22 protein-coding genes are annotated in these 22,719 nt (G+C 62.4%); 13 read left to right on the top strand and 9 right to left on the bottom strand.

Annotated features, from left to right (window positions below):
• The first annotated feature begins 5 nt into the window (after window positions 1-5).
• The 5 genes from CHC01_RS09125 to CHC01_RS09105 all read left to right on the top strand — a co-directional run bounded on the left by CHC01_RS09125 (window position 6) and on the right by CHC01_RS09105 (window position 4,814).
• The gene (locus CHC01_RS09125; RefSeq protein ID WP_089264003.1) at window positions 6-911 is read left to right on the top strand and encodes a fumarylacetoacetate hydrolase family protein; all 906 of its coding nucleotides are present in this window, start codon (window positions 6-8) and stop codon (window positions 909-911) included.
• Window position 912: 1 nt separating this feature from the next.
• Entirely contained in the window at window positions 913-1,866 is a 954-nt protein-coding gene (locus CHC01_RS09120; protein WP_244558280.1) for a hydroxyacid dehydrogenase, read from the top strand.
• 7 nt (window positions 1,867-1,873) lie between these two features.
• On the top strand, window positions 1,874-3,013 hold the full coding sequence (locus CHC01_RS09115; RefSeq protein WP_089264001.1) for a mandelate racemase/muconate lactonizing enzyme family protein: 1,140 nt from the start codon (window positions 1,874-1,876) through the stop codon (window positions 3,011-3,013).
• Window positions 3,006-4,034, top strand: coding sequence for a Bug family tripartite tricarboxylate transporter substrate binding protein (locus CHC01_RS09110; RefSeq protein WP_089264000.1), 1,029 nt, complete (start codon window positions 3,006-3,008; stop codon window positions 4,032-4,034). The genes CHC01_RS09115 and CHC01_RS09110 overlap by 8 nt, the downstream gene beginning before the upstream one ends.
• Before the next feature lie 162 nt (window positions 4,035-4,196).
• Window positions 4,197-4,814, top strand: coding sequence for a CPBP family intramembrane glutamic endopeptidase (locus CHC01_RS09105; RefSeq protein WP_089263999.1), 618 nt, complete (start codon window positions 4,197-4,199; stop codon window positions 4,812-4,814).
• A gap of 17 nt (window positions 4,815-4,831) precedes the next feature.
• Here CHC01_RS09105 and CHC01_RS09100 read toward each other — a convergent pair whose 3' ends face one another.
• A complete protein-coding gene (locus CHC01_RS09100; protein WP_089263998.1) occupies window positions 4,832-5,113 on the bottom strand; it encodes a hypothetical protein in 282 nt (93 codons plus the stop codon).
• 148 nt (window positions 5,114-5,261) lie between these two features.
• On the opposite strand from CHC01_RS09100, the gene CHC01_RS09095 reads away from it, so the two are divergent.
• Complete coding sequence (locus tag CHC01_RS09095) at window positions 5,262-5,735, top strand: ClpXP protease specificity-enhancing factor SspB (protein ID WP_089263997.1); 474 nt, start codon at window positions 5,262-5,264, stop codon at window positions 5,733-5,735.
• A gap of 5 nt (window positions 5,736-5,740) precedes the next feature.
• Here the strand turns inward: CHC01_RS09095 and CHC01_RS09090 are convergent, their stop codons facing one another.
• From CHC01_RS09090 to CHC01_RS09075, 4 genes are all read right to left on the bottom strand, one after another.
• Window positions 5,741-6,592, bottom strand: a complete 852-nt coding sequence (locus CHC01_RS09090) for a tetratricopeptide repeat protein (RefSeq protein WP_089264652.1) — start codon at window positions 6,590-6,592, stop codon at window positions 5,741-5,743.
• Between the two features lie 81 nt (window positions 6,593-6,673).
• The gene (locus tag CHC01_RS09085) at window positions 6,674-7,381 is read right to left on the bottom strand and encodes a GrlR family regulatory protein (RefSeq protein ID WP_089264651.1); all 708 of its coding nucleotides are present in this window, start codon (window positions 7,379-7,381) and stop codon (window positions 6,674-6,676) included.
• Between the two features lie 192 nt (window positions 7,382-7,573).
• Entirely contained in the window at window positions 7,574-10,804 is a 3,231-nt protein-coding gene (locus CHC01_RS09080; RefSeq protein WP_089263996.1) for an efflux RND transporter permease subunit, read from the bottom strand.
• Between the two features lie 126 nt (window positions 10,805-10,930).
• Window positions 10,931-12,139, bottom strand: a complete 1,209-nt coding sequence (locus CHC01_RS09075; protein WP_089263995.1) for an efflux RND transporter periplasmic adaptor subunit — start codon at window positions 12,137-12,139, stop codon at window positions 10,931-10,933.
• A 199-nt stretch (window positions 12,140-12,338) separates the two neighbouring features.
• On the opposite strand from CHC01_RS09075, the gene CHC01_RS09070 reads away from it, so the two are divergent.
• The 4 genes from CHC01_RS09070 (at window position 12,339) to fabG (ending at window position 16,257) form a co-directional block, all read left to right on the top strand.
• Window positions 12,339-12,926: a TetR/AcrR family transcriptional regulator gene (locus CHC01_RS09070; protein WP_089263994.1), complete on the top strand. Its 588-nt coding sequence runs from the start codon at window positions 12,339-12,341 to the stop codon at window positions 12,924-12,926.
• 225 nt (window positions 12,927-13,151) lie between these two features.
• Window positions 13,152-14,300: an MFS transporter gene (locus tag CHC01_RS09065; protein ID WP_283805443.1), complete on the top strand. Its 1,149-nt coding sequence runs from the start codon at window positions 13,152-13,154 to the stop codon at window positions 14,298-14,300.
• 46 nt (window positions 14,301-14,346) lie between these two features.
• A complete protein-coding gene (locus tag CHC01_RS09060; protein WP_176454540.1) occupies window positions 14,347-15,564 on the top strand; it encodes a multidrug effflux MFS transporter in 1,218 nt (405 codons plus the stop codon).
• Between the two features lie 12 nt (window positions 15,565-15,576).
• Window positions 15,577-16,257, top strand: a complete 681-nt coding sequence (fabG, locus tag CHC01_RS09055; RefSeq protein ID WP_089263992.1) for a 3-oxoacyl-ACP reductase FabG — start codon at window positions 15,577-15,579, stop codon at window positions 16,255-16,257.
• Window positions 16,258-16,398: 141 nt separating this feature from the next.
• On the opposite strand, the gene CHC01_RS09050 is transcribed toward fabG, so the two are convergent.
• Window positions 16,399-18,504: a DEAD/DEAH box helicase gene (locus tag CHC01_RS09050; RefSeq protein ID WP_089263991.1), complete on the bottom strand. Its 2,106-nt coding sequence runs from the start codon at window positions 18,502-18,504 to the stop codon at window positions 16,399-16,401.
• 264 nt (window positions 18,505-18,768) lie between these two features.
• On the bottom strand, window positions 18,769-19,248 hold the full coding sequence (locus CHC01_RS09045) for an MgtC/SapB family protein (protein WP_244558279.1): 480 nt from the start codon (window positions 19,246-19,248) through the stop codon (window positions 18,769-18,771).
• A gap of 128 nt (window positions 19,249-19,376) precedes the next feature.
• On the opposite strand from CHC01_RS09045, the gene CHC01_RS09040 reads away from it, so the two are divergent.
• Both CHC01_RS09040 and CHC01_RS09035 read left to right on the top strand, forming a co-directional pair.
• Window positions 19,377-20,060: a DUF2161 domain-containing phosphodiesterase gene (locus tag CHC01_RS09040; RefSeq protein ID WP_089263989.1), complete on the top strand. Its 684-nt coding sequence runs from the start codon at window positions 19,377-19,379 to the stop codon at window positions 20,058-20,060.
• A 126-nt stretch (window positions 20,061-20,186) separates the two neighbouring features.
• Complete coding sequence (locus CHC01_RS09035; protein WP_089263988.1) at window positions 20,187-20,486, top strand: hypothetical protein; 300 nt, start codon at window positions 20,187-20,189, stop codon at window positions 20,484-20,486.
• Between the two features lie 90 nt (window positions 20,487-20,576).
• On the opposite strand, the gene CHC01_RS09030 is transcribed toward CHC01_RS09035, so the two are convergent.
• Window positions 20,577-21,209: a GNAT family N-acetyltransferase gene (locus CHC01_RS09030; RefSeq protein WP_089263987.1), complete on the bottom strand. Its 633-nt coding sequence runs from the start codon at window positions 21,207-21,209 to the stop codon at window positions 20,577-20,579.
• Between the two features lie 173 nt (window positions 21,210-21,382).
• A complete protein-coding gene (locus tag CHC01_RS09025) occupies window positions 21,383-21,781 on the bottom strand; it encodes a PaaI family thioesterase (protein WP_089263986.1) in 399 nt (132 codons plus the stop codon).
• Window positions 21,782-21,894: 113 nt separating this feature from the next.
• On the opposite strand from CHC01_RS09025, the gene CHC01_RS09020 reads away from it, so the two are divergent.
• Window positions 21,895-22,677, top strand: coding sequence for a cobalamin-binding protein (locus CHC01_RS09020; protein ID WP_089264649.1), 783 nt, complete (start codon window positions 21,895-21,897; stop codon window positions 22,675-22,677).
• Window positions 22,678-22,719 lie beyond the last annotated feature (42 nt).

Here is a 22,719-nt window from a genome sequence, read left to right as displayed (position 1 = left end):
CACGCATGAAGTTTGTCACCTTCGTCGAGTCCGGCCTGACGCGCGCCGGCGTCCTTGTGGGCGACGCCACGCGTCCGACTGATATTGTCATCGATCTGGCTCACCCGGCGATGCGGGTGGGCCTCAACGGCATAGCACCACAAATTCAGGCGTTTCTCGACGCAGGTCTTGGCAAGGTCGTCAGTATCATCACGGCTCACGGGCTGGCCGATGCCGCGCGGTTGACTGCGGACCGAGTGACGTTGCTGGCGCCGCTCCCCGCGCCGCGGCGCATCTTCGGGATCGCTCATAACTATCGCGACGCGGTTGCCGAACGTGGCATCGTCCCGCCATCCGAACCAGTCCTGTTCATGAAAGCTGCGCGCACAGTCAGTGCCGCCGGCCGGTCGATCATCCTGCCCGCAGGGATCGGCGGCGTCACCTATGAGGCCGAACTCGCCGCCGTGATCGGCAAGCGCGCCGTGAATGTCTCGAAGGAACAAGCACTCGAATGCGTCGCGGCCTATGGTTGCTTCAACGACATCAGCGCCAGCGAAATGATCAAGGCCGACGGCCATTTCGACCGTGGCAAGAACATTTCGAGTTTCGGCCCGTTCGGACCGTTCCTCGCCTCATCTGACGAGATCGCCGATCCGCAGGCGCTGCAGGTGTCGCTGACCATCGACGGCAAGGTACTGCAGAAGGGATCGACCAAGGACATGATCTTCGGCGTTGCCGACCTCGTGTCCTGGCTGTCGCATCGCGGGCCGCTTGAGCCTGGCGACGTCATTGCGACCGGAACACCGGCTGGTGTCGCGGCCATGCACAAGCCACCGGCCTGGCTGAAACCCGGCTCGACCGTGACCGCCAGTGTCGAGCGACTTGGCCAGCTCGCCAACCCCATTACCGAAGGACCGGCTTTCGATGCCTGACATGCCCACCGTTCTCCTGACTAACCCGATGCATGCCGATGGCGAAGCGATCCTGTCGCCGCATGCGCGGCTGATCACGGCGCCCGATACCAAGCCGGACACGCTGCGCGCATGGGCGAAAGACGCCAACGGCATCATCGTACGCGCAAAACTGCCCGACGACATCGTCGATCACGCGCCGCGCCTGAAGGGCATGGTCCGTCACGGCGTCGGCCTCGATTTCATCCCCGTCGATGCGGCTACGGCACGCGGCGTTGCGGTCGCTAATCTACCGGGCAGCAATACGAGTGCCGTCGCGGAATATGCGATGTCGGCACTGCTGCATCAGCGCCGCCCGATTCATCTCATGAACGCGCTGATGCGCGACAAGGGATGGGGTGCATCGCGCGCGACCGCCGAGAGCTTTATCGAGCTGAACGGCTCGACGCTCGGCATTCTCGGCGTCGGCACCATCGGTCGCCGTGTCGCGCAGATCGCTAGGCAAGGCTTTGGCATGAAGGTGATCGGGACATCTCGGCGCAAGGGATCGCTGCCCGCCGATGTCGAGGAAGTATCGCTGGATCAGCTGTTCGCTCGCAGCGATGCCCTCGTGATCTGCTGCGCGCTCACCAACGAGACGCGCGGCCTCGTCAATGCCGCGCGCATCGACCAGATGAAACCCGATGCAGTTCTGGTCAACGTTTCGCGCGGCGCCGTCGTCGAGAGCGCCCCGCTGATCACCGCGCTCAAGGCCGGCAAACTTGGTGGCGCGGCACTCGATGTGTTCGACATCCAGCCTCTGCCCGCGGATAACGCTTTATTCGATTGTCCCAACCTTTTGCTGACGCCGCACTCGGCGGCGATTACCGCCAGCAGCAGCCGCAGCATGGCCATCGGCGCTGCCGAAGAAATGCTGCGCATCCTGCGCGGCGAACAACCGCTCAATCTCGTCAATCCCGGTCACAAGGCAGCGTGAGGCTCCCATGAAGATTACTGCAATCAAAGCCGTTCCGATTTCCTATCGCGTTCCGCAGGGACAGAATGTCCGCCTCGGTATCGGCCGCGCCGTCAAGCGTGACGCCGTGCTGGTCAAGGTCACGACCGACGGCGGCGTTACAGGCTGGGGCGAAGCGCATCACGGTCGCTGCCCGGGTGCGATCGCCAAGCTTATCGACACAACAATCGCTGAACTCGTCATCGGGATGGACGCGATGAATGTCGTCGGCGTGTGGCACCGCGTCTATCAGATGCAGCTGTCGAGCCATGGCATGGGTTATGCTGCAGCCATGGCGCTGAGCGGTCTCGACCTGGCGCTGTGGGACATCCGCGCCAAGGCAGCCGGCTGGCCGCTCTACAGACTGCTCGGCGGTGCGTCGAAGCCGATCAAGGCCTATGCCGGCGGCATCTCGCTGGGCTGGCAGGCGCCGGAGTCGCTCGCCGAGGAAGCGCAGGGTTACATCGCGAAAGGATACCGCGCGGTGAAGCTGCGTGTCGGCGACAATCCGCGTGACGACGTCGCCCGCGCCACTGCCGTCCGCAAGGCCGTTGGCGATGCCATCGAAATCCTGGTCGATGCCAACACCGGCTATACGCTCGACGATGTCCGCCGCGTGATGCCGGCCTATGACGATCTGCAGATCGGCTGGCTCGAGGAGCCGTTCCCGGCGCTCGACTATCGCTCCTATCAGGCCGCCGCCGCGATGGGGTCGACGCCGCTTGCTGCCGGCGAGAACCACTTCACGCGCTATGAGTTCAATCGCCTGATCGAGGATCGCGCCGTGAGCTTCGTGCAGCCGGATCTGTCGAAGACCGGCGGAGTCACCGAGTCCATGCGCATCGCCGGCATGACTCAGGCGTGGAAGCTGTCGTTCAATCCGCACACCTCGGCGACCGGGATCAATATGGCCGCGACCATCAACGTGCTCGCCGCCGTCGAGGACCCCGGTTACTTCGAAGGTGACGTCGCCAAGCACAACCCGTTCCGCGATGAAGTCGGCGGCATTCCCTACAAGCTTGACGCCAATGGTTGCGTTGCGCCGTCGGAGATCGCAGGCCTTGGCGTCGAGATCGACGAAGCCTTCATCAACGCTCATCCATTGATCGAGGGTCCCTGCTATGTCTGATTCGCGACAGGTTGAAGTTGTACTGCGCGCCTCGCGTCTCGTTCACTTCGCCTGCCGCACACTCATTCTCCTGCTGGCCGGCACCGCCTGCGTTCATGCGCAGGCGACCGCGCCCGCAAACGAGACCTTTCCAAGCAAGACGATCAAATACATCGTCCCCTATCCGCCCGGCGGCTTCAACGACACGCTCGGGCGGATCTTCGCGCAGAAACTGCAGGACGCCTGGGGCGTTCCGGTGGTGGTCGAGAACCGGCCCGGCGGCGGCACGCTGATCGGCACCGAAGCCGTCGCCAAGTCCGCCCCCGATGGTTATACGCTGCTCGGGGTCGCCTTTCCGTTCGGCTCCAATCCGAGCATCTACAAGAACCTGCCCTATGACACGGTGAAGGATTTCACGCCGCTGGTCTTTGCGGGGCAGACACCGAACCTGCTGGTGGTGAAGCCGTCACTACCGATCAATACGGTCAAGGAGCTGATCGACTACGCCAACAAGAATCCCGGCAAGGTCAGCTACGGCTCGACCGGTATCGGTTCGTCGAACCATCTGTCGATGGAATTGTTCAAGAGTCTCGCGCGGATCGACATCGTGCACGTTCCCTACAAGGGCAGCGCACCGATGGTGAACGACATGCTCGGCGGCCATATCGATGTCGCCTTCGACAACACGCCCAACGTGCTGCCGCAAGTGAACGGCGGGAAGCTTCGTGCCCTTGGAGTGAGCAGTAAGACGCGATCCACACTCGCACCCGACATTCCCACCGTCTCGGATGCCGGCGTGGCCGGCTATGAGGTCAATGTCTGGTTCGGCGTCGTCGGTCCCGCGGGCATGCCCGAGGAGATCGTGCGCAAGCTCAATGCCGAGATGAATGCGATCCTGAAACAGGACGACGTCAGGCGTCGCTTCATCGACCAGGGCGTAGAACCCGTTGGCGGCACGCCCGCGCAATTCGCCGATCAGATCAAGACCGAGATCCAGAAATGGGCCCGGGTCGTGAAAGACGCTGGTATCAAACCGGAATAGACGGCCGTGGTGATCCGCCGCCGGCATTGCCGTTGACCGACGTTCAAAACGCGCCGCTTCGGCCGACGCGTGTCACCATGTTGCCGATCACGCTTTCGTCTATAGCGGCTTGCACGACCGCTCTGCCATTAAAACACCGCATGATGTCCGCTAAAGAACATCATGACGGTTTTACGACAGCAACGATTCCAATGGCGATTGATCGCTCCACTGCCGGGATTTGCCGCGCTGCTGCTGGCGCCTGGTCTCGCCATTCACTGGGGCTTTCTGCCGTTCGAATATCGCATTCCCGCGTTGCTGCTGGTGTCCGTGCTGTGTATCGCGCTGTGCCTGCTGGCCGGCTTCTCGGTCGCGGAACTCGGCCTCAGCCGTCCCTCTGACATCAGGCACTGGCTGTTCTGTGCCGCGATCACGGCAGGCATCGCGGCAATCATGGTGGCGCAGACCCGCTTTCTGACCTTCGACCACAAACCGCCAGTCTGGCTCAGTTTCGCGCCGTTCTATGTCCTGGTCTCCAGCCCATGCCAGGAAGTCGTGTGCCGGTCTATACCGAAACTGATGACCGATCGGCTGCAGGTCAGGCCCTGGACCTATGTGATCTATTCCGCAGCAGTGTTCTCGCTGATCCATGTCGCCTATGGCGACAGCGTCCTGTTGCTCAACACTTTCTTGGTCGGCATCGTCTGGGGTTTCGCCTATCTGCGGATGCGCAACATCTGGCCGGTGATCCTGTCGCATGCCGCGATCGGCACGCTGGCCTTCTCGCTCGGGCTGGCCTGATTCAGATTTGCCTGAGCCTAGCGATCGTATCCGCCGCCGAAGCTGCTCTTGATCTGATGCAGCAGCGTCAGCACCCAGCATAGCGCAAAAGCTCCCGCGAGGCCGTAGGCCGTGCGGCGATCGATCACCGACAGGCCGGTCCAGAGATAGATGCGATAGAGCCAGAGGCCGGCGAGACCGACGCCGAGCAAACACACCAACAGCTTGACGAAGCGCGCATTGGCCACCCCCACCGCGGCAAACAGAATGGTCAGCGGCACCAGAAACAACTGGCAGATGGCGATCAGGCTCTCGTTCACAGGCGGCTCCAGGGAAACGCAAAAGGCGACTCAGAGCCGGGAGTTTAGGCGGCCAATTTCAAACAAATGGTTGCGGACGCATGCGGCAGAAAATCGCTGCCATGGTCGAGCGTCATGAACCCGCTCACTCCCGCCGCGACAAAGGATCATGACCCCGTCCTTGCCTCGCGACATCCGCACCCTCGCCGCATCACTCGCCGTTGCCATGATGATGCTGGCCGCGCTCACATCACACGCGGCAGCACAGCAGCCCTGCACCACCGACCCGCTCGCCCAGTATGCCGAGATGAGATTCACGCTTGCCGACGTCGCCAGACGCGGTCTGCGCGGCCGTCATTATTACGAGATCACGTTCAGGACCTCGTTCGACGGCGTCATCGTGCCCGATGCCCAGCGCGCCAAATATCCCGAAAAGATGACGTTCGTGCTGCAGCACCAGTTCGAACGACTGAACGTCACCGCGGATCGCTTCAGCGTCAACCTGTGGTTCAAGGGGATCAAGTCGCGCGTCACGGTGCCGTTCAACGCCGTCATCTATTTCGTTGATCCGTCGGTGAATGACCGGCGCGAATTCGACGTGGGTACGCCGGCGCGCGCCTGCGACAGACCGCAGTCAGGCTAGGCTGATCAGAAGCACATATTGCTGACCACGTTGCCGCGCTTGTCCTTGAGCACATAAGGGCACTTGATGCGTTCCAACGCCTTCTTCGCATCGTCGTCGCCGAGCACTGCGGCCTTCTCATAATAGGCCTTCGCGGCATCCTTATCCGACGCACCACCGCGGCCGCTTTGCGCGAACGCGCCCATGCGCTCCAACGCTCCCGCATGGTTCTGTGCTGCCGCCTTCTCGAACAGGCTGCGTGCCGCAACATCGTCTTTCGCGCCGCCGATGCCTTCCGACAACATCATGCCGAGCTGATATTGCGCCTCGGCATTGGTCTCCGCGGATTTCGCCAGCAATTGCCGTGCACGCACCGGGTCTGAACCCGCGCCTGCGCCTCCGGATAGTGCCGCAAGATTGCTGACGCCGCGCGGATTGCCGGCTTCAGCCGCACGCTCGAACAGTTTGCGCGCCTGCGCCTCGTCGCGCGCGACGCCGGTTCCGTTGCCATAGGCGACGCCGAGTTCGACCATGGCGGAGGTACTGCCTTTGTCAGCCGCCTTGCGCCATGCCGCGAGCGCCTCAGCTGCCTGCGCATTGGCCGCGTAAGCACGCCCGAGCTGGAACATCGCACGGCGCGACCCGCCGGACGCGGTCCGGCAGAATTTGATGGCGGTGGCAATATCGGCTTTGGCAATATCGGCCACGCCCTTCACATCGGCAGGCTTGTCGGGATCGGCAGGATCGGCCGCGAGGCGATCGCACAGAACCAGATCGGCGGACTGGGCCTGCGCGCGTGTTGGCGCGGACAGCACAGCCAGTCCGGCGGCGACGCCGAGCAAACAGATCAGAGCGGTCGCGCCGATACGCTGGGTCATGGATTTGTCGCCACCTGTGTCATTCGCCGGTGACATTACGGACAGGCGCGCACCCCATCAAGCCGTGCGCCAGCCTGGAACCTACGCGGCCTTGCGGATCAGCTTCAGCACTGCCTGCAACCGCAGGCTCCGTTTGCCGGCCAGCGCCGTGGCTTCCAGTTCGGCGCCGGTTTCGTCGCAGGTGCCGGAAAAGCCGATACCGATTTCATAGCCGCCGAAGACCGGGTTCTCGCCCTTTGCCGGCGTGTGCTCCTGATTGAGCATCTCGCCCTTCCAGCGTCCGTCCGCGGAGGAATAGGCGCCGAGATAATAGAAGAACGCATCTCCGCCGAGGATGCGCCCGTCATGCAGCAGCATCACGCCGTTGAGCCCGCCATCGATGCCGTCGAGTGTGCGCAGATGGATCGAATACAGCCCGTTTGCGATGCCACCCGCACCGATCGGTCCGGCCGGAGGCATCTCGCCGTCATCGATCGTCGTCATGACCGACTCGAATTTCGCACCCGGCATTTGCGGCGACGAACCCTGAAAACGATAGGTGTCACCATAGGGCCGGCCGGTGACGCTGATGGTCGCCACATCCTGGCCGAGCAGCGAGGGATAGTTGGGATCGTTCATGTGGCGGCGGCTCTCGATCTCCGCCACCACCTCGTCACCCCGGAGCTCATAGCTGCCGATATGGGCAAAAGCGGAATTGCCGCCGAGCATGCTGCCATGCTCGACAAACATCACACTGCGGCCGACCGCCTCATCAACCCGGTATTCGCATTTGTAGAAACCCGTCCGCAACCCACCATTCCCCTGCAGCGCCTTTCGCATTGTAGCGGAAGATGTGCAGTGGAGGAAAGCGCACCCGGCCAATTGGGGGCGATTCCAACAGTCTTGGACGCAGGCTACGCAATTCCTCGCCTTAGAATGGGTCGAAACGGCGCATCCGTGGACCAGCAGCCCTCGTCAGGCGTTACCTTACCCTCCCGCGTGTCACGAATGCGATGTGGCGTGCGGGCGCGATTCTGCTTCGTGCGATCCCGGTGCCAGCGGCGCCGCCTGATCGACCGTCGCTTCGCCATGCTGGGTCAGCGGACGGTTGCCTGCCATGGCACGCAGCAACACATAGAACATCGGCGTGAAGAAGATGCCGAAGGCCGTGACGCCGATCATGCCGGCGAACACCGCGACACCCATGGCATGACGCATCTCCGAGCCTGCGCCAATGGACGTCACCAGCGGCACGACGCCCATGATAAAGGCCAGCGACGTCATCAGGATCGGCCGCAACCGCAGACGGCTGGCCTCGATCGCGGCCTGGATCGGTGTCCGCCCGGCAAATTCCAGCTCGCGGGCAAACTCCACGATCAGGATGGCGTTCTTCGCCGACAGACCCACCAACACGATCAAACCAATCTGGGTGAAGACGTTGTTGTCGCCCTTGGTCAACCAGACGCCGAACATCGCCGCCAGCAAGCCCATCGGCACAATCATGATGATCGACAATGGCAGTGTCAGGCTTTCGTATTGCGCGGCGAGCACCAGGAACACCAGCAGCATCGCCACCGGGAACACGATCAGCGACGAATTGCCGGCGATGATTTCCTGATAGGTCAGTTCAGTCCATTCGAAGTCGATGCCCTTGGGCAGCGTCTCCTTGGCGACACGCGCCACGGCGTCCTGCGCCTGGCCGGTGGAATAGCCGGGCGCCGCGCCGCCATTGATGTCGGCCGACAGGAAACCGTTGTAGCGCATGGCGCGCTCCGGCCCTGCACTTTCCTTAACGCGCAGCAGCGTCGAGAGCGGGATCATCTCGTTGCTGTCGGAGCGAACTTTCAACTGGCCAATATCGTCGGCCCGCGCCCGGAATTTGGCGTCAGCCTGGACGCGCACCGAATAGGTGCGACCGAATTTGTTGAAGTCGTTCACATAGAGCGAGCCGAGATAGATCTGCATCGTGTCGAACACCGAGGTAACCGGCACATTGAGCTGCCGCGCTTTGGTGCGATCGACATCCGCATAGAGCTGCGGCACATTGATCTGATAGCTTGAGAACAGACCGGCCAGCTCCTTCTGCTGCATTGCCTTGCCGATAAAAGCCTTGGTGGCGTCGTTCAGCGCCTCATAGCCGAGACCGGCGCGATCCTCGATCTGCAGCTTGAAGCCACCGATCGTGCCAAGACCCGACACAGGCGGCGGCGGGAACATGGCAATAAAGGCGTCCTGAATGCCGGCAAACTTCTTGTTCAGCGACAACGCAATGGCATTTCCGCTCAGGCTCGGATCCTTGCGTTTGTCAAACGCATCCAGACCGATGAAGACGATGCCGGAGTTGGACGAGTTGGTGAAGCCGTTGATCGACAGACCCGGAAACTGGATCGAATTCTCGACGCCGGGCTCCTTCTGCGCAATCTCGCCCATGCGACGGATCACCTCTTCGGTACGATCCAGCGTAGCGCCGTCGGGGAGCTGCGCAAACCCGACCAGATACTGCTTGTCCTGACCGGGCACGAAACCGCCCGGGACTGCATGGAACAGATAACCGGTGACGCCAATCAGCAGAACGTAGATTCCCATCACCGCCGCGCGGCGCGAGACGACGCGCTTCACGCCGCCGCTATAAGCGTCGGAGCTTCTGGCAAAGAAGCGGTTGAAGCGGACGAAAAACCAGCCGAGCGTCTTGTCCATGAAGCGCGTCAACGCATCCTTCGGCGCGTCATGGCCCTTCAGAAGCAGCGCGGCGAGTGCTGGCGACAGTGTCAGCGAATTGAAGGCGGAGATCACAGTCGAGATCGCCACCGTCAGCGCGAACTGCTTGTAGAACTGGCCGGTCAGACCTGTGATGAAGGCCAGTGGCACGAACACGGCGACCAGCACCAGCGCGATCGCGATGATCGGGCCGGTCACTTCGCGCATGGCCTGATAGGCCGCGCTCTTCGGATCGAGCCCGCGCTCGATATTGCGCTCCACATTCTCGACCACGACGATGGCGTCGTCGACGACGATGCCGATGGCCAGCACGAGGCCGAACAGCGTCAGCGCGTTCACCGAAAAACCGAACACATGCATCACGGCGAAAGTGCCGACCACCGATACCGGCACGGCGATCAGCGGGATGATCGAGGCGCGCCATGTCTGCAAGAACAGGATGACGACGAGCACCACCAGTGCGATAGCTTCAAGCAGCGTATGGATCACCGCCTCGATCGAGGCGCGAACGAATTGCGTGGGGTCGTAGACGATGTCGTAGGTGACACCGTCTGGCATGTTTTCCTTCAGCTCCTTCATCGTCTTGCGGACATTGTCGGAGATCTGGATCGCATTGGAGCCCGGCGACTGGAAGATCGGAACCGCCACTGCGGACTTGTTGTTCAGCAGCGAGCGTAGTGCATAGTCGGCAGCGCCGAGCTCGATGCGCGCGATGTCGCGCAGCCGCGTCACCTCGCCATTGTCGCCGTTCTTGACGATGATCTCGCCGAACTCTTCTTCGGTCTGCAGGCGTCCCTGTGCATTGATGGAGAGCTGTAGATCGAGGCCTGGCTCATTGGGCGAACCGCCCACCTGCCCCGCTGCCGCCTGCACGTTCTGCGCACGGATCTCACGCACCACGTCGCCGGGTGACAGACCGCGCTCGGCGACCTTCTGCGGATCGAGCCAGACGCGCATGGAGTAGTCGCCCGAGCCGAACAGCTGAACCTGACCGACGCCTTCGATGCGCGCGAGGCGGTCCTTCACGTTGAGCACGGCGTAATTGCGCAGATAGGTCATGTCATAGCGGTCGTTCGGCGACAGCAAATGCACGACCATGGTAAGATCGGGGGCGCTCTTGATTGTGGTCACGCCAAGCGCACGGACTTCCGCGGGGAGACGCGGCTCGGCCTGCGAAACGCGGTTCTGCACCAGCTGCTGCGCCTTGTCGGGATCGGTGCCGAGACGGAAAGTGACGTTGAGAGTCATCCTGCCGTCGGTGGTCGCCTGGCTGCTCATATAGAGCATGTTCTCGACGCCGTTGATCTGCTCTTCGATCGGCGTCGAGACCGTTTCCGCAATCACCTTCGGATTGGCGCCGGGATAATTCGCTGTCACCACCACGGTCGGCGGCGCGACTTCCGGATATTCGGAGATCGGCAGCACCGGCATCGACAACAGGCCGGCGAGAAAAATCACCGTCGACAACACGCCGGCAAAGATCGGACGATCAATAAAGAATTTTGAAAAGTTCATGGCGCTATTCCGTGATAATCCAAACCTGCGGGGTACAAGGGCCCCGCGCGGCCGATCGCTCGACCTCGATGACGTGCTGTGTATTGGGAAGTGCGCCCTGCCCGCCTGCGGACAGGGCGGTCGTTATCAGTTCTGCGCAACGGCCTTGATCGAGACGAGAGACGCGGCGTTCATCGCCACCATCTCCGGCTTGATGGTCACACCCGGCCGCACGCGCTGAAGTCCGTTGACGACGATCCGTTCACCGGCTTTGAGGCCGTTGAGGATCACGCGCATGCCATCAACCGAGGGCCCCAGGATCACTTCGCGATATTGCGCCTTGTCCTTGGCATCGACCACCATGACGAACTTCTTGTTCTGGTCGGTGCCAACTGCCCGCTCGCTAATCAGCAGCGTCTGTTCTGCCTTCGGCTGGCCCATTGTGAGCCGCGCGAACTGGCCGGGCATCAACCGGCCATCGGCATTGTCGAACATCGCACGCACCCGCACCGTGCCGCTGCGCGGATCGACCTGATTATCGATGAACTGCATGCGGCCCTTCACCGGTGCGCTATCAGTGACGGTGGTCATGTGAACCGGGATGCGGTCGATATCGCCCGGCGTCTTCTCGTCTGCCAGCGTCTTCAGCGCGCGCGACACCACCTGTTCGTCGGCATTGAAGCTTGCATAGATCGGATTGACCGAGACCAGCGTCGTCAGCAGCGGCGCGGACGGGCCGGCCGAAATCAGGTTGCCGACGGTGATCTCCACCTTGCCGACCCGGCCCGCGACCGGCGCGCGCACTTCAGTGTAGCTGAGATTGAGCTCGGCGGTCTTGAGCGCGGCTTCTGCAGCCTTGAGGTTGGCTTCGGCCTCACGATACGCATTGATACGATTGTCGAGGTCGCGCTGGGTGATGCTGGAGCTGGTCAGTTGCTGACCGCGGTCGAAATCGGCCTTGGTCAGGATCAGGCGCGCCCGCGACGCGGACACCTGCCCCTGGGCACGATCGACATCTGCGGCGTAGAGCGCCGGATCGATCAGCACGAGCAGGTCATCTTTCTTGACCAGCGCGCCTTCGCGAAAGTGGATCTCCTGGACGGCGCCTGCGACGCGGGAGCGAATCTCCACGCGCTCGATGGCCTCAAGGCGGCCAGAGAACTCGTCCGAAGGCGCCGTGGCCTTGGCTTCCACCAGGGCAACCGAAGCCTGAACAGCAGCGGGAACAACCGCACCGGACTCGGCTTGAGCTGCAACGCTGGACAGATTCATCAGCGCCGCACCGCCGCCAACGGCGACCGCTACCAAGGCGATTCCGGCGCCAAAAGCGATCTTGCGAGGGAAATTATGTGCCATTGTGAACCCCATTTAATCTGCGTGGGCCTTGTAAAGCCCTGTCATTTCAGTAGCTAAGCTGTACATTCCGCGTCTGGCCGGTCCCGCCGGGCATCTCGCTGCAACGCACACATTCGTAACGTCCGGTATAGATGGACTATCGACATCCACTGTCAAGAGACTTATCTACTGAACGGTAGAAAACTTTGGAGGGCCCGTCGTGGCACTGGGACGTCCTCGTGAATTCGATACCGAAACGGCCCTCGACCTCGCGCTGCATGTGTTCTGGCGCAAGGGTTACGAAGGCGCGTCGATGGCCGACCTCACCGAAGCCATGGGCATCACCAAGCCCAGTCTCTACGCCGCGTTCGGCAACAAGGAAGATCTGTTCCGCAAGGCGCTGGATCGCTACGTTGATGGCCCCGGCGGCTATTTCCGCACCGGCCTGGAGAAGGCCACGGCCCGTGAAGCGGTCGAACATATCCTCTACGAATCCGTTGAGGCGGTGACTGATCCCAGGAATCCCGGGTGTCTCGCGGTCCAGGGCGCCCTCTGCTGCGGTGATGCCGCGGAGACGATCAAGCAGGAACTGATGGCGCGTCGCTCGAAGAGCGAGGACGATCTGCGCCTCCGTTTTACACGCGCGATCGCCGAAGGCGATCTGCCAGCCGATGCGGATGCCGGCGATCTCGCGCGCTACGTGTCTGCCATCTTGCAGGGCATGGCCGTGCAAGCCGCAGGCGGCGCACCGCGCGAGCAATTGCGAAAACTCGCCGACATGGCCATGCGCAGCTGGCCTCCGGTCTGAGCCGTCCGCCTGCATTTTATGCTGAGATCGCACAGCCGGCCTATTGTCCGCTGACAGCCGCTCCATCGAAACGCCTCTCGACAGTTTGATGACCGAGATGCGCAATGCTGCCTCCCCCGCGAGGCGGTCGCCAAATCCCTGAGGTCGTGGCACATCTCCTGATATTGCATCGCAATATTTCCGCTCAGGAGAATACCCATCCGACTATCCCTTCCTATTCTCGCATTGGCTGCGGCATCTTTCGGCATCGGCACGACCGAGTTCGTCATTATGGGCCTGCTGCCCGACGTCGCGCGCAGCCTGTCGGTGACCATCCCGCAAGCCGGCTATCTCGTGTCGGGTTATGCATTGGGCGTCGTGATCGGCGCACCCATCGTGGCAATGGCGACCGCAGGCATCCCGCGCAAGACTGCTCTCCTGGCTCTGATGGCGCTGTTCACGATCGGTAATCTCGGCTGCGCCCTCGCGCCGGATTACTGGTTGCTGATGACCGCGCGCGTGGTCACTGCCTTTGCCCATGGCGCGTTCTTCGGAATTGGCGCCGTCGTTGCCAGCAATCTGGTGCCACGTGAGCAGCGCACGCAAGCGGTGTCGTTGATGTTCGCCGGCCTTACGCTGGCCAATGTGCTCGGTGTGCCATTCGGCACAGCTCTGGGACAGGCCGCCGGATGGCGTGCGGCATTCTGGGCGGTCGTGGTGATCGGTATCGTTGCGTTCCTCGCGATCACGCGTTTCGTTCCATCGGGCATGCCGGGCACGCGCGGCGGACTGGCGAAAGAGTTTCGCGCGCTCGGCCGCTGGCCGGTGCTGCTGCCGATGCTGATCTCGACCATGGCTTCAGTCAGCATGTTCAGCCTGTTCACCTACATCACACCACTGCTCGAAGAGGTCACCGGCCTGACGCCACACGGTGTCACTGGCGCGCTGTTGGCGATCGGCGTCGGTCTCACCATCGGCAATCTGATCGGCGGCCGCCTCGCCGACCGCAACCTGCTCTCGACCATCATCGGTGCATTCATCTGTCTCGTCATCGTGCTCGGCGCACTGGCGCTTGTGGTGCACATGGCGCTCCCGACGCTGGTGCTGCTGATCCTGTGGGGCGGTATCGCCTTCGCGCTGGTCTCGCCGCTGCAGATCTGGGTGGTCGATGCCGCCACGGATGCGCCGAACCTCGCCTCGACCCTGAACCAGGGCGCGTTCAATCTCGGCAACGCCACCGGCGCATGGATCGGCGGCGTCGCGCTGAATGCCGGCATGCACTACGCGCAGCTTCCGCTGCTCGCAGCGCTCGTCGCCATGGCCGGGCTCGGGCTCACGCTGAGCAGCTCCATTGACCGCCGGATCTTGCCGGCGCAGATCAGTCCGGCAGAATAGCGCCGCGACCGCGTAAACACTTTTTCGCATTTTCAAGGAATCGATTTTGGCCCTCAGGCGCGACAGTTTCGCCTTCACTGCCTTTCTGGGCACATTGACCGCATTACCCCCTCTGTCGATCGACATGGGATTGCCGGGTCTTCCGGCGATCGAGGCGAGTTTCGCCGACGCCGCAGGACGCGGACCGCTGACGCTCAGCCTGTTCCTGGCGGGCTTTGCGATCTCGCCGCTGATCTGCGGTCCCTTGGCTGACCGCTTCGGGCGCCGCGCAACCTTGCTGGATGGACTGCTGCTGTTCTCGACCGCGGCGGGCGCCTGTGCGCTCGCGCCGTCGTTTAGCGTGCTCCTCGCGTTTCGATTGCTGCAGGGCCTCGCCGCAGGCGCTTGCGCCATCCTGCCCTTCGCCATCGTGCGCGACCTGTTCGAACACGGCACGGCGCGCCACAAGCTGTCGCAGATCGCGGCGGTCCTCGGCATCGCGCCGATGATCGCGCCCGTGCTGGGCGGCTGGGTGATGACCGTCAGCGACTGGCGCACCATCTACGCGGCCCAGGCCGCCGTCGGACTTATCCTGCTGATCGTCGGCGCCATCAGCCTCGATGAATCCCAGCCGGTCGAGAAACGCCGCTCGCTCAATCCCGCGCAATTGATCGAAAGCTATCGCATGGTGCTGTCCGATCGCATCTTCGTCGGCTTCTCCCTGCTCTATGCCTTCGCCTTTGCCTGCATGTTCGCCTTCATCTCCGGCGCGCCATCCGTGTTGATCGGCAGCCTCGGTCTCTCCACCACGATGTTTGCGCTGCTGTTCGGGTTGACCTCCTGCGGCGTGCTGGTTGCCTCGCTGATCAGCGGAAGCCTGAGCCGCCGCCATGTGGCCTCACGCAAGATCATCATGGCCGGTCTGCTGCTGATGATCGCCAGCGCTGTTGTAGCCGTCGCTTTGGTGCCTGCCGGCGCCATCACGACGCTGTCGTTGATGCCGCTGATGGCGCTCACGATCTTTTCCTTCGGCCTGCTTGCACCGAGCACCAACCACGAAGCCTTGCAGAACCTGCCGCATGTGGCAGGTGCGGCAGCCGGCGTGATGCGATGTATGCAGATGGTCATGGGCGCCTTCGCCAGCGCCATGATCGCGGTGTTCGAACCGTTCGGGCATCCGGCGCTGGTGATGACCGGCCTGATGGCCGGCATGGCGCTCGCCGCCGGCGCGATCTATCTGTGGCTATTACCCAAGGCCAATTCCGGGCAGGATCATCGCGCGTAACAGGAGTACCCCATGAACGGAAAGATCGTCGTCATCACCGGAGCGTCCGGTGCGCTGGGTCAGGTCGTGCTCGACCGCGCCGTTAAGAGCGGTGCAACCATTGCCGCCATCGACCATTCCGCCAAGACGCCGGCCTCAACGCCAGATCGCTTGCAGATCGGCGGCGTCGACCTCTCCGATGCCGCGCAAGCCGACGCCGCCATCGCTGCAGTGGTCAAACAATTCGGCAAGATCGACGTGCTGATCAATATCGCCGGCGCATTCACCTTCGAGAATATTGCCGACGGTAACAACAAGAGCTGGGAGACGATGCATCGGCTCAACTTGCTCACGGCTCTCAATGCCTCGCGCGCGGCAATCCCGCATCTGACGTCGTCGAAGGCCGGACGGATCATCAATATCGGTGCGATGGGTGCGCTACAGGCCGGCGCCGGCATGGGGCCTTACGCCGCCTCGAAGGCTGGCGTGCATCGGCTGACGGAAACGCTCGCCGCCGAGCTGAAGGGCAAGGTCACGGTCAATGCCGTATTGCCGTCGACGATCGACACAGCCGCGAACCGCCGCGATATGCCCAATGCCGATTTTTCAAAGTGGGTCACGCCGGACGAACTCGCCAGCGTGATCCTGTTCCTGGCGAGCGATGCGGCGAGTGCGTTGACCGGCGCGCTGCTGCCGGTAAGCGGACGGGTTTAGCCACTATTTGTCCCACGCTCCGCCCTCATCCTGAGGAGCGGCCGCTTGGCCGCGTCTCGAAGGATGATTGCATATCACCAACTCATGGTTCGAGACGCGCGCTAAAGTAGCGCGCTCCTCACCATGAGGTCGGAGCCCAGACTACCCGGCGTTGCCCCAGATCTTTTTCTTCTTGCCGAAAGCCGGCTTGGCAGCTGGCGCACCGCCATCGCGCTTGGCCTTGGCGACGTAGGGCGGCTTGTCCGCGCGAGGTTTCTTGTCGAACTTCGGCTTGCCTTCGTAACGCGTGTCTTCGCTGCGCGGCTTTGCATAAGCCGGCTTGTCGGCGCGCACCGGATCGTATTTCGGCTTGCCGTCGAACTTGGGCTTGCCTTCATACTTCGGCTTGTCGTCGAAACGCGGTTTGCCCTCGTAGCGCGGCTTGTCGCCCTGATAAGGTTTATCGCTCTTCGGCTTGTCCTTCCAGGACTTCTCCTTATAGGCACCCTTGTCCTTGAAATCTGGACGGTCGCCATCGGATCTGAAGCTGGGCTTGCGCGGGCGCTTGTTGGAATAGTCGCGATCTTCCGGCGCCGTGCGGTTCGATGCGACCGCGCCTTCCGGACCGTTGGCCAGCGGCTCGATGTGGATATTGTCTTCCTTGTCCGGACGCTTGATCATCGTCGCGAACTTCTCGGCCGCGGCTGCCGAAATCTCGAATTCCGAATTGCCGTCATAGATCTTGATCGCGCCGATATCCGCCTTCTCGATGCCGCCGCGACGGCAGATCATCGGCAGCAGCCAGCGCGCTTCGGCATTCTTCTGCCGGCCGATGGCGACACGGAACCACTTGGCGCCCTCGCCCATCGGTTCGCTCTTCTTCGGGGTCTTGCGGACCGGCGCGCCTTCCTCGTCCCGGCGACGGCTGCCTGGGCGATCCTCGCGACCGCGGAACGTGCCGGGATCCTGCACATCTTCAGGCGACGGCAGACGCGAGCGATACAGCCGCGCCAGCGCCGCTGCGATCTCCTCGGCCGAACGCTCGGCGAGCATCGCGCGCGCCAGCGTCAGATCGTCCTCGGTGGACTCTTCAGTGAACAGCGTGTCCTGCAGCATGCGCTGCTGATCGAGCACACGGATTTCCTCGACGGTCGGCGCTGATCCCCAGACGGCATCCGTGCCAGCGAGATTGAGCAGCATCTCGGCGCGGCGACGGCGCGATGGAGGCACCAAGAGAACACTGACGCCCTTGCGGCCGGCACGCCCAGTACGACCCGAACGATGCTGCATCACTTCGGGATCGTTCGGCAGATCGGAGTGAATGACGAGGCCGAGATTCGGAAGATCGATACCGCGCGCAGCCACGTCGGTAGCGACGCAAACGCGTGCGCGACCATCGCGCAGCGCCTGCAGCGCGTGAGTACGCTCGTTCTGGGACAGTTCGCCCGAGAGAGCGACGACCGAGAAGCCGCGCTCCAGCAGGACGGTCTGCAGATGGTTCACCGCGTTGCGGGTGTTGCAGAACACGATGCTGCTCGGCGATTCAAAATAGCGGAGCACGTTGACGACAGCGTGTTCGACGTCGTTCGGCGAAATCCGGATCGCGCGATATTCGATGTCGGAGTGACCGCCTTCGGTGCCTGCGACTTCGACGCGGAACGCCTGCTGCTGATACTGCTTGGCGAGATTGGCGATGCCGCGCGGCAGCGTCGCCGAGAACAGCAGCGTACGGCGGGATGCCGGCGTGGTCCTGAGGATGAACTCCATGTCCTCGCGAAAGCCCATGTCGAGCATTTCGTCGGCTTCATCGAGCACCACGGCCTTCAGTTCGGAGACGTCGAGGCGATTGCGACGCAGATGGTCGCAGAGACGTCCGGGCGTACCGACAACGATGTGCGCGCCTGCGGCCAACTCGCGCTGCTCCTTGCGCGGATCCATACCGCCCACGCAGGAAACGACGCGTGCGCCGGCATATTGATAGAGCCAGGTCAGCTCGCCATGCACCTGCAGCGCGAGTTCGCGCGTCGGTGCGACGATCAGCGCCAGCGGCGATCCAGCCTTCGGCAGCTTCTCCGCGCCTTCGAGCAGATTTTCGGCGATCGCCAGACCATAAGCGACGGTCTTGCCGGAGCCAGTCTGCGCCGACACGAGAAGATCACGACCGACAGCATCGTCAGCGAGGACAGCGGCCTGGACGGGGGTGGATTCATTGTAGTTGCGCTCAGCCAACGCGCGGGCGAGCGACAGACCAGTCGAGAGAAATGACACAGATGTAAACCTTGGTTGCAGCGGACCGCGTCGCGGTCGGACTCATTGAGATCCACGGGATCAATACTTGGGACCAAACGGAAACGAATCTGCCGCCCTTCAGTTGGCGGTCACGTCGGGTCCAGGAGTCCGGTGCGTATCGGGATCGACGGAGCTTTACGCTGCTTCGCAGCAAAAGGCCAATCATTGCTGCCATGTGCCGGCGAAATCGGGCGAATTGAGGTTAACCCTCACAGAATTGCGCCAGCACCGGTATTTTGTCGCTCAAATTTCGCTGGGAGGCTTTTTAACGTCCTCTTCCGTCTTTGGCCCCTCCTGCTTGAAAGGTACCAGGAGCCAAAGAGTCAGGAAGGTGAACAGCGAGATGACGACCGCCACATCATAGGCGCCGAGGCCCACGGCAGCGCCAGTTGCGCCGGTTGCCCACAGACTGGCTGCTGTGGCGGTACCACGCACCGAGCCGTTGTCTTTCAAAATGGCGCCACCGCCGATAAACCCCATGCCGGTCATCAGACCTTCGACAATGCGCGCTGTGCCTTCGGGATGACCGTTCAGAAACCCCTCGGTCGCCTGGACGATGCCGCAGGTGGCAAGCGCCACCAGCGGAAAGGTCCGCAGCCCGGCGCTGCGCTCGGCGCGCTCACGATTCCAGCCGATGGGCAGCGCTAGAACATAAGCGATCGACATAGCGATCAGATGCGGCAACAGACGAAAGCTGTCCGACATTTCCAGAAGGGTCTTCACCGCGGGTCTCCGATCGCACAGGGATAAGGCGCCTCGGGTGTCGCCGCGGGCCAACCCGGATAAACTCCGCCGGTGAGTCGCGGTTGCAGCGGCGCATCGTCTCATGGACCTCGGCTTGGACGTTCGATTTGGAAACCTCGCTCTACCTCCCGGTGAAACGCTTCCTCGAAGGCCTTGGCTTTACCGTCAAAGGCGAGATATCAGGTTGCGATCTCGTGGCGCTGAATGGCGATGATCCGCCAATCGTCGTGATCGGCGAGCTCAAGCTCAGCTTCAATCTCGAACTGATCCTGCAGGCTGTCGATCGCGCCGGCGCCTGTGATGAAGTCTGGGTCGCCGCCAAGCTCTCCATCCGCGGCAAGGGGCGCGAAAGCGATGCGCGCTACCGCAACCTGTGCCGCAGACTCGGTTTCGGCATGCTCGGAATTACGGAAGCCGGCGGTGTCGAGGTTCTCGTCGCGCCTGCCACTGTCGCGCCCCGACGCAATCCGAAGAAGCGTTCACGCCTCGTTACCGAACACAAGAAACGTCAAGGCGATCCTGCCCTTGGCGGCAGCACGCGCGCGCCGATCATGACGGCCTATCGTCAGCAGGCGCTCGCTTGCGCAGCGATGCTTGTCGTCGGTCCGCGCAAGGTGCGTGAGCTCACGCCGGATTATCCGGATGCGCAGAAGATCCTGCATCGCAACGTCTATGGCTGGTTCGAAAGTCCGGCGCGCGGCACCTACGCGCTCACCGATGCGGGTTACGCGGCGCTGAAACGTTGGCCGCAACCCCAACGGGATACCGCCCCGCCATCCGCTTTGTCGTAAAGCTACCGATCAAACTCTTTCTCGTTTTCCGGGAACAAGTTTGCATGGCTGCTTTGTCGCGGTAATTCCATATTGCAATGCAACAACTGCTCGCTTAGGTATCGCAAATCAACACTGAGGCGAGCGATGAGCGAAGACTGGAACACGAAATATGGAACGCGGCGCGTACGGCGCGATCCCCCGACCCTGGAAGAAGCCATCTTCGCCGCGATGGGTATCACCGAGGATCTCGATCAGCAGGCGGAGATCGCCGCCTCGCTGATGGGCATGCCGTTCGACGCCGTGCAGGCTGAAGTGAAGAAGGCCAATCGTTCGACCGGCACACTGCGCGTGACCCGCGTTATCGCAGGCGAGCAAGGTGCTCAGCGTTCGGTGGTCGTGGAACGTCGCGTGACGCGCAAATTCGGTAACGACAAGCGCATCTGATTTTGAGGGCGCTCACAGCCCTGCCCGCAGTCGCAATAAAGGCCTCGTTCACCACGAGGCCTTTATTCTTTGTCGCGATAGTTTCTTGGCTCAGGACGATTTGCCCCAGCCGGCGAGCTTCAACCACAGACCCCAATAAGCCCGGTTATAGTCGGCCACCGCGCGCGCCACATCGAGCGCCGAGGTCTTGGGCTGCGGCGCGACACCTGCGCCCATGGGATCGCGCAGGTCTATAACTCCCGTGGATTCACCGTGCCGGAACGACAGGTGCGCACCGAACTTGTTGGCCAGTGCGCGCATCGCATCGTTCTGCGCGCCGGTGGTAATACGCAGCCTCGCGTAGCCCATCGACCGCGCCTTGGCGATCAGCTTGGTGAACAGGATGCTGCCAACGCCCTTGCGGCGCACGATCGATTCAACGCTGAAGGCGATCTCGGGCAGCGAGTCCGGCGACAGGTCGGCCTGATGCAATTCAGCGGCGCCGCGTACGATGCCATCCTCGAAGTAAACGAGAATGACGGTGCCGGTATTGACGGACTTCTCGGCGTAACGTGCGACCCATTCGTCGTCGAGCGAACCGTTGAAACGATCGCGGCGGCTTTCGCGGTCCAATCTCAAGAGATGATCGCGGAACAGCGGCAGCTCGCGGGCTGCAAGGACACGCACATGTCCGCGGGCCGGAGCCCTGGTCGAAATGGCGATGGTGGTGGCTGCGTCTAACATGGTCAAAATCCTCAAGTTGCCCTCGAGGAAAGCGTCGATTCCCTAGACACCCTATATTGTGCGACGCACCATAAAATACAAGGGCGCAGATGCCGCACCTGCCAGCGCCCACTGCAAGTGAGCCATGCAATTATCCAGCATTAACAAAACCTTAAACGCGACATACCACCGCCTTACAGCACCAGTTGGGTCTGCGTCACGACGCCCACCAGCTTGCCCTCTTCGGTCTCGATTCGGGTCTGCCATACCTGCGTTCTGCGCCCCCGATGAACCGGTGTTGCGATCGCACGCACGGTGCTTCCTGCTTTCGCCCCGCCTGTGAAATTGGTCTTACTCTCGATGGTCGTCGTTCCCTTGGCGCCCTCCGGCAGATTGATGACCGTCGCCGCCGCACCAACCGCATCGGCGAGCGCCATCACCGCGCCGCCATGGATCGTATGGCCGAGTGTGCACAGGTCCTCGCGCACCAGCATCGTGGCAACGACGCGTTCCTGGTCGGCGTCGGTAAAGGTCACACCCATCGAGACGGAAAACGGCATCGCGAGGCTGTGGATCTTGTCGAGCGGCGTCATGCTGGCCTCAACTCCCTGCGGTTTGTCTTGCCCATCATCATGCGGGCTTGATGAAATTTCACGACACAACGGCATGTCGTGACAAGAGCTTTGTTAACAGGCATATCGGCATCATGCGCCACTTCCCGCCAAGCCGGATCGTCTCCCTTACGGAAGAGACCGTGGAGACGCTGTACCTGCTCGGCGAACAGGATCGCATCGTCGGCGTCTCCGGCTATGCGGTGCGGCCGCCGCAGGTGCGGCGCGAGAAGCCGCGGGTGTCCGCGTTCATCTCAGCCGATGTGCCGAAGATCCTCGCACTCGATCCTGACCTTGTGCTGTGCTTCTCCGATCTGCAGGCTGAAATCGCCGCAGACCTGACGCGCGCCGGCGTCGCCGTTCATGTATTCAACCAGCGCGACATCGCCGGCATTCTGGCGATGATCCGAACGCTCGGCGCGATGGTGGACGCGAGCGAACGCGCAAATCAACTCGCAACGCAGTTTGAGCTGCGACTTTCTAGCGTCAAAGCTGCGGCAGACTTGCGGCAGACGAAGCCACGCGTCTATTTCGAGGAGTGGGACGATCCGCTGATCACCGGGATCGGCTGGGTGTCCGAACTGATCGAGATCGCCGGCGGCGAAGACGCTTTTCCCCAGCTTCGACATCAGAAGGCAGCGAAGGATCGCATCGTCATGCCAGCCGACGTGATTGCCGCGGCCCCCGATGTGATCCTCGCTTCGTGGTGCGGCAAGAAAGTCGTGCCCGATAAAATCCGGCAGCGACCGGACTGGAACGCGATTCCTGCCGTGCGCGACAATCGCATCTATGAGATCAAATCGCCGCTGATCCTGCAGCCAGGACCAGCAGCGTTGACGGACGGACTCGACGCGATCGTCGCGGCGCTGTGGCCGTAACCGGCACGAGCACCGACGCCGTCATCCTGAGATGCTCGCCCC

This window comes from Tardiphaga sp. OK246 (assembly GCF_900188215.1).
GTDB classification, from domain to species: Bacteria; Pseudomonadota; Alphaproteobacteria; order Rhizobiales; family Xanthobacteraceae; genus Tardiphaga; species Tardiphaga robiniae.
The sequence above is the reverse complement of the archived record's forward strand: the minus strand, read 5'-3'. Positions and strand labels throughout refer to the sequence as shown.

What these genes read in the sequence shown, in the direction of transcription:
- CHC01_RS09125 (WP_089264003.1), top strand. Translation starts at nt 6, where the DNA reads ATGAAGTTTGTCACCTTCGTCGAGTCCGGCCTGACGCGCGCCGGCGTC.
- CHC01_RS09120 (WP_244558280.1), top strand. Translation starts at nt 913, where the DNA reads ATGCCCACCGTTCTCCTGACTAACCCGATGCATGCCGATGGCGAAGCG.
- CHC01_RS09115 (WP_089264001.1), top strand. Translation starts at nt 1,874, where the DNA reads ATGAAGATTACTGCAATCAAAGCCGTTCCGATTTCCTATCGCGTTCCG.
- CHC01_RS09110 (WP_089264000.1), top strand. Translation starts at nt 3,006, where the DNA reads ATGTCTGATTCGCGACAGGTTGAAGTTGTACTGCGCGCCTCGCGTCTC.
- CHC01_RS09105 (WP_089263999.1), top strand. Translation starts at nt 4,197, where the DNA reads ATGACGGTTTTACGACAGCAACGATTCCAATGGCGATTGATCGCTCCA.
- CHC01_RS09095 (WP_089263997.1), top strand. Translation starts at nt 5,262, where the DNA reads ATGACCCCGTCCTTGCCTCGCGACATCCGCACCCTCGCCGCATCACTC.
- CHC01_RS09090 (WP_089264652.1), bottom strand. Translation starts at nt 6,592, where the DNA reads ATGACCCAGCGTATCGGCGCGACCGCTCTGATCTGTTTGCTCGGCGTC.
- CHC01_RS09080 (WP_089263996.1), bottom strand. Translation starts at nt 10,804, where the DNA reads ATGAACTTTTCAAAATTCTTTATTGATCGTCCGATCTTTGCCGGCGTG.
- CHC01_RS09075 (WP_089263995.1), bottom strand. Translation starts at nt 12,139, where the DNA reads ATGGCACATAATTTCCCTCGCAAGATCGCTTTTGGCGCCGGAATCGCC.
- fabG (WP_089263992.1), top strand. Translation starts at nt 15,577, where the DNA reads ATGAACGGAAAGATCGTCGTCATCACCGGAGCGTCCGGTGCGCTGGGT.
- CHC01_RS09035 (WP_089263988.1), top strand. Translation starts at nt 20,187, where the DNA reads ATGAGCGAAGACTGGAACACGAAATATGGAACGCGGCGCGTACGGCGC.
- CHC01_RS09030 (WP_089263987.1), bottom strand. Translation starts at nt 21,209, where the DNA reads ATGTTAGACGCAGCCACCACCATCGCCATTTCGACCAGGGCTCCGGCC.
- CHC01_RS09025 (WP_089263986.1), bottom strand. Translation starts at nt 21,781, where the DNA reads ATGACGCCGCTCGACAAGATCCACAGCCTCGCGATGCCGTTTTCCGTC.
- CHC01_RS09020 (WP_089264649.1), top strand. Translation starts at nt 21,895, where the DNA reads ATGCGCCACTTCCCGCCAAGCCGGATCGTCTCCCTTACGGAAGAGACC.